Source organism: Plantactinospora sp. KLBMP9567 (assembly GCF_033446045.1).
Classification (GTDB): domain Bacteria; phylum Actinomycetota; class Actinomycetes; order Mycobacteriales; family Micromonosporaceae; genus Plantactinospora.
In genome coordinates this window covers 313,795-329,283 of sequence record NZ_JAWQRR010000021.1, presented here as the reverse complement: position 1 = coordinate 329,283, position 15,489 = coordinate 313,795, and the positions used below count along the sequence as shown (strand labels likewise).

Here is a 15,489-nt window from a genome sequence, read left to right as displayed (position 1 = left end):
AGGGTTACGGCGGTTATGGCGGAGGGGAAACGCCCGGTTACATTCCGAACCCGGAAGCTAAGCCTTCCAGCGCTGATGGTACTGCACTCGGGAGGGTGTGGGAGAGTAAGACGCCGCCGGACATCTTCTACGAAGTGGCGCCACCCTCAGGGGTGGCGCCACTCGTGTTTTACCCGGCCGGTCTACGGCTAGGGGATTGGCCGGTTCCCACGGCCCCGACCACACCCCGACCGGTCAGCCGCCCAGGCTGGCCGCCGCCGAGGCGATCGCCGAGGAGAAGTAGCTGACCTGGGTGTAGACGCCAGGATAGTTCGGGCGCGCACATCCGTTGCCCCAGCTGACGATGCCGACCTGGACCAGGCCGCTGCCACCCTGCCGGAACATCGGGCCGCCCGAGTCACCCTGGCAGGTGTCGGTGCCGCCGGAGAGCGGACCCGCGCAGATTTCCTCGGCCGCGATGACGTCGCCGTCATACGCCGAGGGGCCGTTGCAGACCGAGTCGCTGACGAACGGCACACTGGCCTTCATCAGGTACCGCTGCTGCGCTCCACCCTCCCGGGTGGCACCCCAGCCGGCGACGGTGAACGTCCCGCTGTCGTATGCGGTCGAGGTGGCGATCGGCAGGGTGCTGAGCCCGCTGACCGGGCTGGCCAGCCGGATCAACGCCCAGTCATCACCGTTGCCGTTGTAGCCGGGCGCCCGGTAGACGTAGTTGGAGCGGACCTGGATCCGGCTCGACGACTGGAGGTCCACCACCCCCAGCGTGGCGGTGATGCTGGAGTTGCTTCCCGTACGCCCGACGCAGTGTGCGGCGGTGAGGACAAGTCGGGGGCTGTAGAGGGAACCGCCGCAACCCATCGAGAGTCGTACCATGAACGGGAACTCGCCCTGCGCGGCGCGGGTTCCGCCGACGACGAAGGGTGTGACGTCGGTGTTGCCTGGGCCGGCGTTAGCCGGTGCGGCCAGGGTGACGCCGCCGACGGCTACCGCGGCGAACGCGGCGGCGGCCAGGCGAGTGAGGAAGCGCCAACGAGCCATGGGGGTCCTCTCCGAGCATCGATGGCGCGCCTTGTGGGCGCGCCTGAGATCACGATGCCGGCAGCGTATGGACCCCCATCGCTATATCGCAATGCGCCGATGTCATCCCGGTTGTGTCATACCACCGGGCGGAGGGAGGATCAGCCGCAGCTGTACCGGGGCTCGGCGAGGTACTTCCAGGTGAACTTCTCCCGCTTGACGACCTTCCCGCCCTTGTGGAAGAGCCGGAAGGCATCCTGGGTGAACCCGTTGATCCCGTTGGTGGGGATGCAGGACGGGCCCGGCTGGAGCTTGATCACCTTTGGTGTGGTGATGTTGCGCCGCGGGCTCCACTCCGTGGTCACCTTGTCGTAGACCTTGGTGCTCCAGATCGACACCGTGATCGAGCTGGAGGTGTGCGAGGTGTCGATCAGGACGCCGTGCGGGGTGTCGTTCTTGAACTTGAAGTCGAGGTCCGGCCAGAAGATGGTCGACTCGATGACCGGCGGATAGCGGCTGAACCAGTAGGAGTGCGGCTTGTGCTCCACGTCCTCCAGCCCGGCGTAGTACGTCGCGTTGAACAGCGTGGTGGTGAACTGCGAGGTGCCGCCGCCGACCCCCGGTACGAGCTTGCCGTCCAGGATGACCGGCGCGTCGCGGTAGCCCTGGGCGTAGCCCCGCTCCCCGGTGTGCCCGTTGAGCGAGAAGGTCTCCCCGGGCTTCACCACGGTGCCGTCCACGTCTCGGGCGATCGTGACGATGTTCTGGCTGCGCGGCGAGCCGAGACCGCCGGTGAAGTTGGTGGTGAAGGTGGAGACCCGCTCCTTGATCCCCATATTGGTCAGGTCCGCGGCGCTGACCTTCGGCTCGACCGGCTTGAGCTGCGCCCGGACCGTACGGCCATCGGGCTTCGGCAGTACCGCCAACAGGTCCCGGGCCAGCGCGGCGGTGTCCACCTGCGAGCCACCTGCGCCGGCCACGATCTTCGGCTTGTTGCCCTGGATCGACATGGTGGCGTCCTTCGGCTTCACCTCGACCTTGTCGAGCTGGCCGGGAAGCGCGGTGCGAAGCTTCTTCTCGTCCACCCGGGGGGCGATCTTGCCTGTCTTGTCGGCGGTCAGCACCAGGCTCTTCGCGATCGCCGCTGGCGGGATGGTGAAGTTCCCCCGGTCGGTGGTCACCGTGACCGGGCCGGCGACCGCCGGCCTAGCCAGCTCGGTGACCAGCTTGTCGACCTCCTCGGTGGTGGTCGCCGGATGCGTCTCGACCAGCGGTACCTGCACCGGCTGCCCGCGCAGCCAGCCCTCCCGCAGCGCCTTCGCCGACTCCTCGGCCCGCAGGCCCTTGCTCGGTTTCGGATAAACCGGCCGGGGCGTCGTGCCGCTGAAGGTGATCGCCGGCAGCCTCATCTGCTGCCCGGTCCGGCCGACAATCTTCCGCAGCTCCGCGTCGAGCTTCTCGGCGTCGACGGTGACCACCGGCTCGGCGGTGCGGGAGCCGAAGAGCAGGCTGAACGGGCCGGGACGGTGCGCGGCGGCGGCCGTTACGGTCGCCTCGACGTCCACCGCCAGGCCGACGGCGGCCGGCAAGACCTCACCGGTCTGGTCACCGATGCGTACCTGGACCGGGGTGGTGAAGGTGCTGGCCCGGGAGGCCAGGTCGGCGCGGAGCACCCGGACAGCCTCGGTCCGGCTCTTGCCGCCCAGGTCGACGCCGAGCACGCTGGTGCCCCGGGGCACCTCACCGGCGTACGCGTAGCCGGCCGTGGCGCCGCCGGTGGCGACCAGCACGGCGACGGCCACGCCACCGGCGAGCAGTACCCGACGCAGGCGACGCCGGGCCGCCGGCTGCTCGGGAGCTCCCGCCGGGCCGCCGGGGCCGGATCCCGGGGTCGGGGTGTCCCAGCCGGCCGACGTCGCGGTGACGGTCTCCGGGGTACCGGCGGCCGGAACGCCGCCGTCCTGGTGTCCGACCGGGAGGGTGACGGCGGTGATCGGGATGGTGGGGCGATCCTCGGCGGGCACCTTGACGGCGGCCATCTGCATGGTCGGCCGCTCGTCGGCCGGGACCGCGTTGTCGCCGTACTGACTCACGGAGTTGTCGCCGTACTGACTCACTGACACCTCAGCCTCACGGACACCTCAGCGCGATGCGCCGGGCGTGCACGACAGCCCGCCCGGCAGGACCTTGACCGACTACGGTAACCAAAACTCGACCAGAACGGGCGACGGGTCCGGCCGGTGACGGCCCCACCTCTGACTTCCGGCGTGGTGCCGGGACCTCGCGATTGATCGAACCCGAGTGGACGGTGCCGGAGGAAACGGTTTCAGTGCTCGGGCGAAAACAGTGAATAGTCCGATCTTCGGCGCGCTACGACCGAACATCCATGGTGTTCCGTACACCTGGCAGCTCTCGGTACGCCACCGAGCCCGCATATGCTCCGACCGTCTACCCCCTATCGGAGGCAACTTGATGCGCCGGAACAGACGCGGACGCTCGCTCAAGGTGCTGGTCGTACTGCTCACCAGTGGTGCGCTCGGTATGACCAGCGGAGTAGCGGCCCTAGCCGCCGAACCCACGGCGACGCCCTTTCTCAGTGAGATCCATTACGACAACGTCGGTACGGACACCGGTGAGGCGATCGAGGTCGAGGCCCCGGCCGGTACCGACCTGACCGGGTGGCAGCTCGTCCTCTACAACGGCAACAACGGTGCCGCGTACCACACCCGGACGCTCAGCGGGACGGTGCCGGCGGCCGGGGTGGTCGTCGCGACGTACCCGACGGACGGGATCCAGAACGGGTCGCCGGACGCGGTCGCGCTGGTCGCCCCCGACGGCGCCGTCGCCGAGTTCCTCAGCTACGAGGGTGGGATGACCGGAGTCGGCGGGCCGGCCGACGGGCGCACCGCCACCGACATCGGGGTGGCCGAGGGCAGCGGCACCCCGATCGGCCAGTCGTTGCAGCGGATCGACGGGACGTGGCGGGCCCCGGCGCTGAACAGTTTCGGCACCCGCAACACCGGCGGCGACCCGGACCCGGATCCGGACCCGGTCGGCTGCGACAGCCCGGTCAGCCACGCCATCGCCCAGGTGCAGGGCACCGGCGACGCGACACCGCTGGCCGGTACCCGGGTGACCGTCGAGGGTGTCGTCACCGGCGACCACCGCAGCGGCGGATACAACGGCATCTACCTGCAGACCGCCGGCAGCGGCGGGCGGCCGCCGGCCGCCGGCACCGCCTCGGACGGCATCTTCGTCTACCTGACCAGCAACGCCGCCAACCACCCGAGCGTCGCGCTCGGCGACCGGGTCCGGGTCAGCGGCACCGCGAGCGAGTTCAACGGGCTCACCCAGGTCAGCATCGGCGCCAAGGCGGACGTGCAGGTCTGCGAGCAGGGCGTCGCGCTGCCGTCGCCGGTCGCGCTCTCGCTGCCGCTGGACGTCCCGGCGCGGGAGTCGGTCGAGTCGATGCTGGTCGCCCCGGTCGGCCAGTTCACCGTCTCCGAGGTCTACAACACGAACCGGTACGGCGAGGTGGTGCTCGCCGCCGGTGACCGCGCCGCCGTGATACCCACCGACATCGCCCGGCCCGGCACCGACGCCGCCCGGAACGCGGCGGCGGCGAACAAGCTGGCCCGGCTGCTGGTCGACGACGGCCGCACCACCAACCTGGCCAATGCGGGCCTGCTGCCGCCGTACCTGGCGCCGGGCAGCCCGCTGCGGGTCGGCGACTCGGTCGAGGCGTTCGGCCCGACCGTGCTGTCGTACGGCTTCAACGAGTGGCGGCTCCAGCCGACCACCCCGGTCAGCGCGGACACCCCGCCCGCCGGCCGGACCACCTTCAAGGTGACCAACCCGCGTACGCCGGCACCTGGCGACGTCGGCGGCGACCTGTTGGTCGGCGCGTTCAACGTGCTGAACTACTTCGTGCACTTCGGCGGCGACGCCCGGGGCGCCGAGGACGAGGCGGCGCTCGCCAAGCAGGAGGCGAAGATCGTCTCGGCGATCAACGCGCTCGGCGCCGACGTGGTGGCACTCCAGGAGATCGAGAACTCGGTCCGGTTCAACGCCTCCGACCCGCAGCAGGCGCTGAAGCGGCTCGTCGCCGCGCTGAACACGGCGGCCGGCGCCGGCACCTGGGACTACGTGCGTACCCCGGCGGACCTGCCGGCCGCGGCCCAGCAGGACTTCATCACCACCGCGATCATCTTCAAGCCGGCCAAGGCACAGCCCAAGGGGGCGTCCCGGTCGGTCAACGACGAAACCGTGTGGTTCAACGCCCGGGAGCCGATCGCGCAGACCTTCACGGCCGGCGCGACCACCTTCACCGTGGTGGCCAACCACCTCAAGTCGAAGAGCAGCTCCGACGCGGCGACCGGCGACAACGCCGATAGCGGTGACGGACAGGGCGCGTTCAACGGCGACCGGGTCCGCCAGGCCCGCGCGCTGACCGCCTTCGTCGACCAGCTCAAGGCCGACAGCGGCAGCGACCAGGTGCTGCTGCTCGGCGACTTCAACGCGTACACCCGGGAGGACCCGATGCAGGTCCTCTACGACGCCGGGTACCGCGACCTGAACGACACCGGCAAGGCGAGTTACGTCTTCAGCGGCGAATCCGGCTCGCTGGACCACGCGGTCGCCTCGGCGTCGCTGGCCGAACGGGTCACCGGGGTCGACGTCTGGCAGATCAACTCGCACGAGTCGTACGCCTTCCAGTACGACGGGCACCCGGCGTTCTTCGCCGCGGACCCGTACCGGGCCAGCGACCACAACCCGATCCTCGTCGGCCTGGAGACCGGGGCGACCGGCCCGGTCGACCTGCGACTGCTCAGCGTCAACGACTTCCACGGCCGGCTGGAGTCGCCCGGCAACGCGCCGGACGGTCGCCCGGTCGGCGGTGCTGCCCAGGTCGCGGGCCTGGTCGACCAGCTCCGCGCGGAGAACCCGAACACCGCGTTCGTCTCCGCCGGCGACAACATCGGTGCCTCCACGTTCATCTCGGCGATCGACGACGACAACCCGACGATCGACGCGCTGAACGAGATGGGCCTGGCCGTCTCGGCGGTCGGCAACCACGAGTTCGACAAGGGCATCGCGGACCTGACCGGCCGGGTGACCGACCGGGCCGACTTCCCGCTGCTCGGTGCGAACGTCTACCGGGGTGACGAGCGGGCCCTGCCGGCGTACTCGGTCAGCAGCGTCGGCGGGGTGCGGGTCGGCTTCGTCGGGGTGGTGACCGAGCAGACCGGCTCGCTGGTCAGCCCGGACGGCATCGCCGGGATCACCTTCCGCGAGCCGGTGGCCGAGGCGAACGCCGTGGCCGCCCAGCTCAAGGACGGCAACCCGGCCAACGGCGAGGCCGACGTGGTGGTGCTGCTCGCCCACGAGGGCGCGGCGACCGAGAACATCAGCTCGGCCGAGGCGCTGGCGAACGACCCGGTCTTCGGGAAGTTCACCCGGGCCGACGCCACCATCGACGTCATCTTCAGCGGGCACACCCACCAGCCCTACGCCTTCGAGGTGCCGGTGCCCGGCACCGACAAGCTGCGGCCGATCGTGCAGGCCGAGGACTACGGCAAGCGGCTGGGCAAGGTCGACCTGACCTTCGACCCGGCCACCGGTACGGTCACCGCGGCCGACGCCGCGCTCGTCGACGTGGTCGGCGCGCCGCAGCACCCGGGGGTCGCCGAGATCGTGGCGGCGGCCAAGACCCGGGCCCAGGAACTGGGCCAGCGGCCGCTCGGATCGATCACCGCAGACATCAGGCGGGCGTACAACGAGGCCGGGAACGAGGACCGGGGCAAGGAGTCGGTGCTCGGCAACTTCGTCGCCGACGTGCAGCTCGCCGGTACCAGTGCGGCCGGCCGGGGTGGGGCGCAGATCGCGTTCATGAACCCGGGCGGTCTCCGCGCTGACCTGCTGTACGCCCCGGACGGGGTGGTCACGTACGCGGAGGCGTTCTCGGTGCAGCCGTTCGCCAACGACGTGGTGACGGGGACGTACACCGGGGCCCAGATCAAGCAGGTGCTGGAGGAGCAGTGGCAGCCGGCGGGTGCCTCCCGGCCGGTGCTCTGGCTGGGTGTCTCCAAGGGCTTCAGCTACACCTACGACCCGGAGGCCGCGCAGGGCTCCCGGATCACGTCGATGTCCCTGAACGGCACGCCGATCAACCCGACCGGCACCTACCGGGTGACGGTGAACTCGTTCCTGGCGGCCGGCGGGGACAACTTCGCGACCCTGGCCACCAACGTCGACAAGGTCACCACCGGTGACAACGACCTGACCATGCTGACCGACTACCTCGCCGAGAACTCGCCGGTCACCGCCGACCCGGCGCCGCGCTCGGCGGTCGGCCGGCCCGGCCCGGAGTGCACGACGACGATCACCGGTCGGCACAACCGGCCGCTGACCGTCTTCTCCGGGCTCACCTGCCTGGAGAACGCGACCGTCACCGGCCCGGTGACCGTGCTGCCCGGCGCGTCGCTGCTGGCGACCGGCGGCAGCATCTCCGGCCCGGTCACCGCCACCGGCTCGGCGCTGCTCACCCTGAGCGGTACCAGGGTCTCCGGCCCGGTCACGGTGGTCGCCGCGACCGGCCAGGTGCTGGTCGAGAAGGGCAGGGTGAGCGGTCCGGTCTCGGTCGCGCTCAGCCGTGGCGGGGTGCGGGTCGACACCGTCACCGTCTCCGGCCCGGTCTCGTTCGTCGGCAACTCCGGCAGCCAGCCGGTGCTGGTCGCCGGCAACACCATCAACGGGCCGCTGAGCTGCGTGGCAAACTCGCCGGCGCCGCGCAACGACGGCCGGACCAACACGGTCCGGGGCCCGGCGACCGGGCAGTGTGCCAGGCTGTGAACGACGGTTTCAGTACGGACCGACAGTTGAGTTGACGCGTCGCGACTGCGGGCCCGGGCCGGTCACCGGTTTCGGGCCCGCAGTCTGTCGGTTGGTCGGGCGGAAGGAATCCCCGGGTGGCGGGGCGGGAGGACGATGGTGAGCGGTTATCGGCCGGTACCACTGCCGACGGGTGCGGCCGGGGCGTCCCGGGCCGACCTGGTCGCCGGAGTGACCGGGTGGATCTGCTCGCCGCCGCTGCGCGACCTGGTGGCCGCGTTCGGCGCCGAGCTGCCGGACCGGCTCGATACGGCCGACCTACTGGCCTGGCTCGACGGCTTCGCGGCCCGGCACTGGGACTTCCGGGGCCGGGGCGGCGCGGTGGCGCAGCCGTCGCGGAACGGGCGGACGGCAGCGGTCGAGCGTGACGAGGTGGCCGAGACCCGGCTGCCGGCCGCCCTCACGGAGCTGGTCCGGGCGGCGGCCACCGCGCTGGGACTGCTCGGCTCCGGGCCGGAGCCTGGCGCCACCCCGTCGTCGGGCCGGCGGTACGACCATCTGCTGGTGCTGGGAGGTCTGGCCCGGTCCTGCCTGAACCGGACCGCCTACGCGGCCCACCTGCTGCGGAGCGGGGCGGTCGAGGCCGGCGAGATGGCGGCCCTGGGCAGCTTCCGGCCGCTGCGGCCCACCGAGACCGCCGAGCTGGACCTGCCCGGCTGCGAGTACGAGGTGGACGTGCTGGAGTACGGGATGCGGCGTGCCTTCGAGTGCGCCGCGCCGGCCGAGGAGCGGTCGTCGGAGGGCGAGATCAGCCACCATTCCTGGTCGGTCCGGAGCTATCGCGATGCGACCGGCACGGCGGTGCACGTACTGGCCGCGCCGTCGACCGAGCCGGCGAGCCGGCGGGCGCACACCTCCGACACGTACCACTTCTGGGCGGCAGAGCTGGGGCCGGCGGCCGGAGACCGGGTCCTGGTACTGACCTCCCAGCCGTACGTGCCGTTCCAGCACTGCGACGCGGTCCGGACGCTGGGGCTCGGATACGGCTGCGAGGTGCGGACGATCGGCCTCGACCCGAGTCGGATCGCCGAGTCGGGGTCGCTCCGGCAGCTCGGCGCCGACCAGTACCTCCAGGAACTGCGCTCGACGATCCGCTCGATGCGGAACCTTTTCCACGCCCTTTCCTGAGGCAGCGCGCCCTTCCCCGGAGGCGGCGCACCCCTTTCCTCCGGCACACCGGGATCAGCGGGCGGTTTCCTCGATCGCCTGCCGGAAGACCCGGGAGCGGTGCGCGTAGTTGTCGAACCGGCCGTAGCTGGGGGCGGCCGGGGAGAGCAGCACCACCCCGCCGGCCGGGGTACGCTCCCGGCCGAGCCGGACCGCCGAGGGCAGGTCCTCGGCGGTCAGTGTGGTGATGGCGCCCAGGTCCTTGACCACGTCGAGGATCCGGGGGCCGCTGTCCGGGATGCCGATCAGGGTGGCCACGATCTCCTGTTCGGCGAGGAAGTCGCGCAGCGGGCCGTAGTCCACGCCCCGGTCCTCGCCGCCGACGATCACGGTCAACGGACGGCCCGCGTACGCCTCGATGGCGTGGATCGCCGACTGCGGGATCGTCGAGAGCGAGTCGTCGACGAAGGTGATCCCGGACGGGTCCTCGATCGGGGTCAGCCGGTGCTCCAGGGGCGGCAGAGTGGTCAGCGCGGCGGCGAGCCGGTCCCGTTCGGCGACACAGTCGACGCCGACCGCCCGCAGCGCGGTCAGCGCGACGCAGAGGTTTCCCTCGTTGTGCCGCCCGACCAGCGGCAGCGCGGTACGTGGAAAGAGTGGCTGGTCGCCGAGGCGTACCCAGCGGGTGCCGTCGGACTCGGCGGCTACGTGGAAGGTGGGCTCACCGGCGGCGGGGGTGCCGACCGTGCCGGCGGGGAGCAGCGGCAGCCCGGGCCGGGCCGCGAGTTCGGTGCGGAGCCGGTCGTCGTGCGCGTTGAACGCCACGCACCGGGGCCCGTGGTCGACGAGGTTCAGCTTGTGCCGGTAGTACTCCGCCTCCCCGCCGGCCCAGTCCAGGTGCTCCGGGGCGAGCGAGGTGAGTACCGCCACGTCGGGCGAGTCGGTCAGGTCGGCGCACTGGTACATCGAGAGTTCCAGGACGTACCGCTGCGCGGGCGGCAGGTCCAGCACCGGTACGCCGATGTTGCCGCCCATCACGTTGGGGCGGTCGACGGCGGTGAGCAGGTGGCTGATCAGGTTGGTGGTGGTGCTCTTGCCCTTGCTGCCGGTGACCCCGATGGTGCTGGCCGCGTGCTCGGCCATCCACAGCGCCGTGCCGCTGGTGATCGGGATGCCGTGCTCGCGCAGGCGTACCACCCACGGGTGGGTCTCGCCGATCACCGGGGACCGGACGACCACGTCCGAGCGGAGCAGGACGTCCAGTGCGGCGGGGCCGGTGTGCAGTGGAGCCAGGTCGGCAAGCGGACCCGTCCAGGGCTTGGCGGCGTACGTCTCCCGGTCCATCACCGCGACCAGTTCGGCCGGCCCGACCGGGGCGACCGCGTTGATCGCCGCGACGCCCTCCCGGCCGGTGCCCCAGACCGCGACCCGACGGCCGCGCAAATCCGCCAGTTGCACCTGACAACTCCCTCCGGTACGCGCCCAAACTCTAGTCCCGGCTCCCGGTGTCCCGGGTGGGGACGTCGGCTGCGGGCCGCTGGCCGGGTGTGTGCCGGTCACCTGGACGTGTGAGCTTGCGCACCGCCCCGGCGAGAAGCGTAAATCGGTTGTGAGTGAGTTGCTCACTCATTATCGTTGCCGCCGTGAACCCGCAGACTCCCTCGGGCCGGGCCCGGCCGCTCCCGCCGGAGGAGCGGCGGGCCGCGCTGATCACGGCGACCCTGGCCCTGATCACCGAGCATGGCGTCAAGGTCACCACCCGGCAGATCGCCGAGGCGGCCGGGGTGGCCGAGGGCACCATCTTCCGGGTCTTCCCGCACAAGGACGGGCTGGTCCGGGTAGCCGTCGAGACCGCACTCGACCCGGCTCCGCTGCTGGACGAGCTGGCCGCGCTCGACCTGGAGACCCCGTTGCCGGAGCGGCTCACCGCGCTGGCCGCGATCCTCCAACGCCGGCTCACCAGCATCTTCAACCTGCTGCACTCCGTCGGCATGCACGGCCCGCCGGAGAGCTCGCCGGGCCGGCCGACCGGGACGGGCAAGCTCCACCCGCCGGACGAGGAGATCCACCAGGCCGTCGTCCGGGTGCTGGAGCCGGACGCCGACCGCTTCCGCTATCCGCTGCCCGAGGTGGCCCGGCTGCTGCGCCTGCTGACCTTCGCCGGCTCGCACCCCCGGATCACCGACAACGAACCACTCAGTCCCGAGATGATCGCCGCCGTGCTGCTCGACGGCGTACGGCAGCCCGAGCCCGCCGATCCCGACCGACCGGCCCGTCCCGACCGGGCGACCGAGCCTGACGGAGCGGCCGAGCCCGATCGGGCGGCTCCCGGCTCGGGACGCCACGCTGACCACAACCGACCGGACCGGCCATGACCGGTCACCGCGTCCTCGATTCGGGGGGTCGTCGATGCTGACCCGACTACTGCGTACCTATCTACGGCCGTACGGCCGACCGCTCACCGCCGTGGTGCTGCTGCAACTCGTCGGCACCATGGCCTCGCTCTACCTGCCCAGCCTCAACGCCGACATCATCGACAAGGGCATCGCCCAGGGTGACACCGGCTACATCGTCAGCACCGGGGGCTGGATGCTGCTGGTCACCCTGGCGCAGATCGCCTGCTCGATCGCCGCGGTCTACTTCGGAGCACGGACGGCGATGAGCTTCGGTCGGGACGTACGCGGGGCCGTCTTCCATCGGGTGATGGGCTTCTCCGGCCGGGAGGTCGGCCAGTTCGGGGCACCCTCGCTGATCACCCGCACCACCAACGACGTGCAGCAGGTGCAGATGCTGGTCGTGGTGACCTGCACGATGCTGGTCGCGGCACCGATCACCCTGTTCGGTGGCGTGATCATGGCGCTGCGCGAGGACGTCGGTCTCTCCTGGCTGATGCTGGTCTGCGTACCGGTGCTGGTGCTGGCGATCGGTCTGGTGATCCGCCGGATGGTCCCGCAGTTCCGGCTGATGCAGACCCGGATCGACACCGTCAACCGGGTACTCCGGGAGCAGATCACCGGCATCCGGGTGGTCCGGGCGTTCGTCCGGGAGCCGTACGAGACCCGGCGCTTCGAGGCGGCGAACGAGGACCTGACCGCCACCGCGCTGCGGGTCGGTCGGCTGACCGCGCTGATCTTCCCGATCGTGATGCTGGTGCTCAACCTGTCGAGCGTCGCGGTGCTGTGGTTCGGCGCGCACCGGATCGAGGCGGGGCAGATCCAGATCGGGGCGCTGACCGCCTTCCTGAGCTATCTGATGTTCATCCTGATGTCCGTCATGATGGCGACCTTCATGTTGATCATGGTGCCCCGGGCGGCGGTCTGCGCCGAGCGGATCATGGAGGTGCTGCGGACCGGGTCGTCGGTCGTCCTACCGGCGGAACCGGTCCGGGAGGTCCAGAGCCGGGGCGAACTGGAGCTGCGGAACGTCCGGTTCCAGTATCCGGGCGCGGCGGCACCGGTACTCCGGGACATCTCGTTCCGGGCCCGGGCCGGCCAGACGACGGCCATCATCGGGAGCACAGGCGCAGGCAAGACGACACTGCTCGGTCTGGTACCCCGACTCTTCGACGTTACCGGCGGCGCGGTACTGGTCGACGGGGTCGACGTCCGGGAACTGGATCCCGATCTGCTCTGGGACCGGATCGGCCTGGTGCCGCAGCGGCCGTACCTCTTCTCCGGCACCGTCGCCAGCAACCTCCGGTACGGGAAACCGGACGCGACCGACGAGGAACTCTGGGCCAGCCTGGAGATCGCCCAGGCCCGCGACTTCGTCGAGGCGCTGTCGGAGGGGCTGAACGCTCCGGTGGCCCAGGGCGGGACGAACCTCTCCGGTGGGCAGCGGCAGCGGCTGGCGATCGCCCGGGCCCTGGTCCGCCGTCCGGAGATCTACCTCTTCGACGACTCGTTCTCCGCGCTCGACCTCGGCACCGACGCCCGGCTGCGGGCCGCGCTGCGGCCGGTCACCGCGGACGCCGCGGTGGTGATCGTGGCGCAGCGGGTCTCCACGATCCTGGACGCCGACCAGATCATCGTGCTGGAGGACGGCGCGGTGGTCGGCTCCGGCCGGCACACCGAACTCCTGGAGAGCTGTCCGACCTACGCCGAGATCGTCGAGTCCCAGCTCACCGTCGAGGTGACGGCATGACCGAGCGGAGCGAGCAGCCCGGGAACGCCGGGCAGAACGGGAACGCCGGGCAGAACGCGAACGCCGGGCAGCACGGGCGGGGCGCCGGCGCCGACGGCCGTCCGGCGGACCACGACACCCAGGGTGGGGCGATGAACCAGAAGACGGCCCGGGCCACACCGGCCCGGCTGCCGGGCGGCGCTGCCGCCCGGGGCGGTCCGGGATGGGCCACCGCCGGCATGCCGGCCGAGAAGTCGATGAACTTCGGCCCGTCGGCCCGGCGGCTGCTGGGTCTGCTCCGGCCGCACCGGCTGTCGCTGATCGCGGTGATCCTGCTGGCGATCGTCAGTGTCGGGCTGTCGGTGGCCGGGCCGAAGATCCTCGGGTACGCCACCGACGTGATCTTCTCCGGACTGATCGGCAAGCAGCTACCGGCCGGTACCACCGCCGAGCAGGCTGCCGAGGGTGCCCGGGCGTCCGGCAACGACGGCTTCGCCGAGCTGCTGCTGAAGATGGACGTCATCCCCGGCGTCGGCATCGACTTCGAGCAGCTCGGCCGGATCCTGCTGCTGGCGGTACTGCTCTTCCTCGCCGCCAGCCTGCTCGGCTGGCTCCAGGGCTACATCCTCAACGGCGCGGTGCAGAGCACCATCCGGCAGTTGCGGTCGGACGTGGAGGCGAAGCTCAACCGTCTGCCGCTGCCCTACTTCGACGGCCAGCCCCGGGGTGAGCTGCTCAGCCGGGTCACCAACGACATCGACAACATCTCGCAGACCCTGCAACAGACCCTCAGCCAGTTGCTCACCTCGCTGCTCACCGTGATCGGCGTACTGGGGGTGATGTTCTGGATCTCGCCGCTGCTGGCCCTGGTCGCGCTGATCGCGGTACCGGCGTCGGTACTGGTCACCAAGCAGATCGCCAAGCGGTCGCAGAAGCAGTTCATCGCGCAGTGGACGCACACCGGCGTGCTGAACGGCCAGATCGAGGAGGCGTTCACCGGGCACGAGCTGGTGAAGGTCTTCGGCCGGCAGCGCGAGGTCGAGGCGGCCTTCGGCGCGAAGAACGAGGAACTGTTCAAGGCCAGCTTCGCCGCCCAGTTCGTCTCCGGCATCATCATGCCGTCGATGATGTTCATCGGAAACCTGAGCTACGTGCTGATCGCGGTGATCGGCGGGCTGCGGGTCGCGTCCGGGGCGATGACCCTCGGCGACGTACAGGCGTTCATCCAGTACTCCCGGCAGTTCACCCAGCCGCTGACCCAGGTCGCGGCGATGGCGAACCTGCTCCAGTCCGGGGTCGCCTCGGCGGAGCGGGTCTTCGACGTCCTGGACGCCGACGAACAGAGCCCCGACCCGGCCGAGCCGGCCCGACTGACCGAGCGGCACGGCCGGGTCGAGTTCGCGCACGTCTCGTTCCGGTACGAGCCGGACAAGCCCCTGATCGACGACCTGTCGCTGGTCGCCGAGCCGGGGCACACGGTGGCGATCGTCGGGCCGACCGGGGCCGGCAAGACCACCCTGGTCAACCTGGTGATGCGCTTCTACGAGCTGGACGCCGGACGGATCACCCTGGACGGGGTCGACCTCACCGAACTGCGCCGGGACACCCTGCGCGGCGAGATCGGCATGGTGCTCCAGGACACCTGGCTGTTCGGCGGAACGATCCGGGACAACATCGCGTACGGCAACCCGGAGGCGACCGAGGAGGAGATCCTCGCGGCGGCTCGGGCGACCTTCGTCGACCGGTTCGTCCGCAGCCTGCCGGACGGCTACGACACGGTCATCGACGAGGAGGGCAACAACGTCAGCGCGGGCGAGAAACAGCTCATCACCATCGCCCGGGCGTTCCTGGCCAACCCGTCGCTGCTGATCCTGGACGAGGCGACGAGTTCGGTGGACACCCGTACCGAGGTGCTGCTCCAGCGGGCGATGGCGGCGCTGCGGGCGGACCGGACCAGTTTCGTGATCGCGCACCGGCTGTCGACCATCCGGGACGCCGACCTGATCCTGGTGATGGAGAGCGGCCGGATCGTCGAGCAGGGTACCCACGACGAGTTGCTGGCCGCGCAGGGCGCGTACCACCGGCTCTACCAGGCGCAGTTCTCCCAGCCGGCGGTCGAGGTGGAGCCGGCGGTGGTGGCGGGGCCGGGCGGCGTACCGGCCGGGGCGCCGCGGCAGCGGGGGTGATGAAGGAGGAGCGGATGAAGCCGGGGTGGGGCCGCACCCCGGCGGGCGCCGGTAGGACGCGGGCATGAGCTCAGAGGCTGTTGGCAGGTACATGCCCTCGGTCGTGACGCTCGATGACCTCACCGCGATGATGGCCGCCGACGAGCACCACCGGTACGAGATCAGC

The 15,489-nt window shown here is 70.9% G+C and carries 8 protein-coding genes and 1 rRNA gene; 6 read left to right on the top strand and 3 right to left on the bottom strand.

Annotated elements, in window-relative coordinates:
* Positions 1-5 precede the first annotated feature (5 nt).
* Positions 6-122: ribosomal RNA gene (gene rrf / locus R6Y94_RS17720) — 5S ribosomal RNA — on the top strand.
* A gap of 112 nt (positions 123-234) precedes the next feature.
* On the opposite strand, the gene R6Y94_RS17715 is transcribed toward rrf, so the two are convergent.
* Positions 235-1,038, bottom strand: a complete 804-nt coding sequence (locus R6Y94_RS17715; RefSeq protein ID WP_318396945.1) for a serine protease — start codon at positions 1,036-1,038, stop codon at positions 235-237.
* Positions 1,039-1,178: 140 nt separating this feature from the next.
* A complete protein-coding gene (locus R6Y94_RS17710) occupies positions 1,179-3,062 on the bottom strand; it encodes a VanW family protein (protein WP_318396973.1) in 1,884 nt (627 codons plus the stop codon).
* A 427-nt stretch (positions 3,063-3,489) separates the two neighbouring features.
* Between R6Y94_RS17710 and R6Y94_RS17705 the strand changes: the two genes are divergently transcribed.
* Positions 3,490-7,869 carry an ExeM/NucH family extracellular endonuclease gene (locus R6Y94_RS17705; RefSeq protein ID WP_318396944.1) on the top strand — a complete coding sequence of 1,460 codons (4,380 nt, stop codon included), beginning with the start codon at positions 3,490-3,492 and terminating at the stop codon, positions 7,867-7,869.
* Positions 7,870-8,004: 135 nt separating this feature from the next.
* Positions 8,005-9,036 (top strand): hypothetical protein, encoded by a 1,032-nt coding sequence (locus tag R6Y94_RS17700; protein WP_318396943.1) that lies wholly within the window; start codon positions 8,005-8,007, stop codon positions 9,034-9,036.
* 54 nt (positions 9,037-9,090) lie between these two features.
* Here R6Y94_RS17700 and murD read toward each other — a convergent pair whose 3' ends face one another.
* On the bottom strand, positions 9,091-10,473 hold the full coding sequence (murD, locus tag R6Y94_RS17695; protein ID WP_318396942.1) for a UDP-N-acetylmuramoyl-L-alanine--D-glutamate ligase: 1,383 nt from the start codon (positions 10,471-10,473) through the stop codon (positions 9,091-9,093).
* A gap of 185 nt (positions 10,474-10,658) precedes the next feature.
* Here murD and R6Y94_RS17690 point away from each other — a divergent pair, with 185 nt between their 5' ends.
* The 3 genes from R6Y94_RS17690 (at position 10,659) to R6Y94_RS17680 (ending at position 15,323) form a co-directional block, all read left to right on the top strand.
* Entirely contained in the window at positions 10,659-11,390 is a 732-nt protein-coding gene (locus tag R6Y94_RS17690) for a TetR/AcrR family transcriptional regulator (protein ID WP_318396941.1), read from the top strand.
* Between the two features lie 34 nt (positions 11,391-11,424).
* Complete coding sequence (locus R6Y94_RS17685) at positions 11,425-13,158, top strand: ABC transporter ATP-binding protein (RefSeq protein ID WP_318396940.1); 1,734 nt, start codon at positions 11,425-11,427, stop codon at positions 13,156-13,158.
* A 131-nt stretch (positions 13,159-13,289) separates the two neighbouring features.
* Complete coding sequence (locus R6Y94_RS17680) at positions 13,290-15,323, top strand: ABC transporter ATP-binding protein (protein WP_318396972.1); 2,034 nt, start codon at positions 13,290-13,292, stop codon at positions 15,321-15,323.
* Positions 15,324-15,489 lie beyond the last annotated feature (166 nt).

What these genes read in the sequence shown, in the direction of transcription:
- R6Y94_RS17710 (WP_318396973.1), bottom strand. Translation starts at nt 3,062, where the DNA reads ATGCAGATGGCCGCCGTCAAGGTGCCCGCCGAGGATCGCCCCACCATC.
- R6Y94_RS17685 (WP_318396940.1), top strand. Translation starts at nt 11,425, where the DNA reads ATGCTGACCCGACTACTGCGTACCTATCTACGGCCGTACGGCCGACCG.
- R6Y94_RS17700 (WP_318396943.1), top strand. Translation starts at nt 8,005, where the DNA reads ATGGTGAGCGGTTATCGGCCGGTACCACTGCCGACGGGTGCGGCCGGG.
- R6Y94_RS17715 (WP_318396945.1), bottom strand. Translation starts at nt 1,038, where the DNA reads ATGGCTCGTTGGCGCTTCCTCACTCGCCTGGCCGCCGCCGCGTTCGCC.
- R6Y94_RS17680 (WP_318396972.1), top strand. Translation starts at nt 13,290, where the DNA reads ATGAACCAGAAGACGGCCCGGGCCACACCGGCCCGGCTGCCGGGCGGC.
- R6Y94_RS17705 (WP_318396944.1), top strand. Translation starts at nt 3,490, where the DNA reads ATGCGCCGGAACAGACGCGGACGCTCGCTCAAGGTGCTGGTCGTACTG.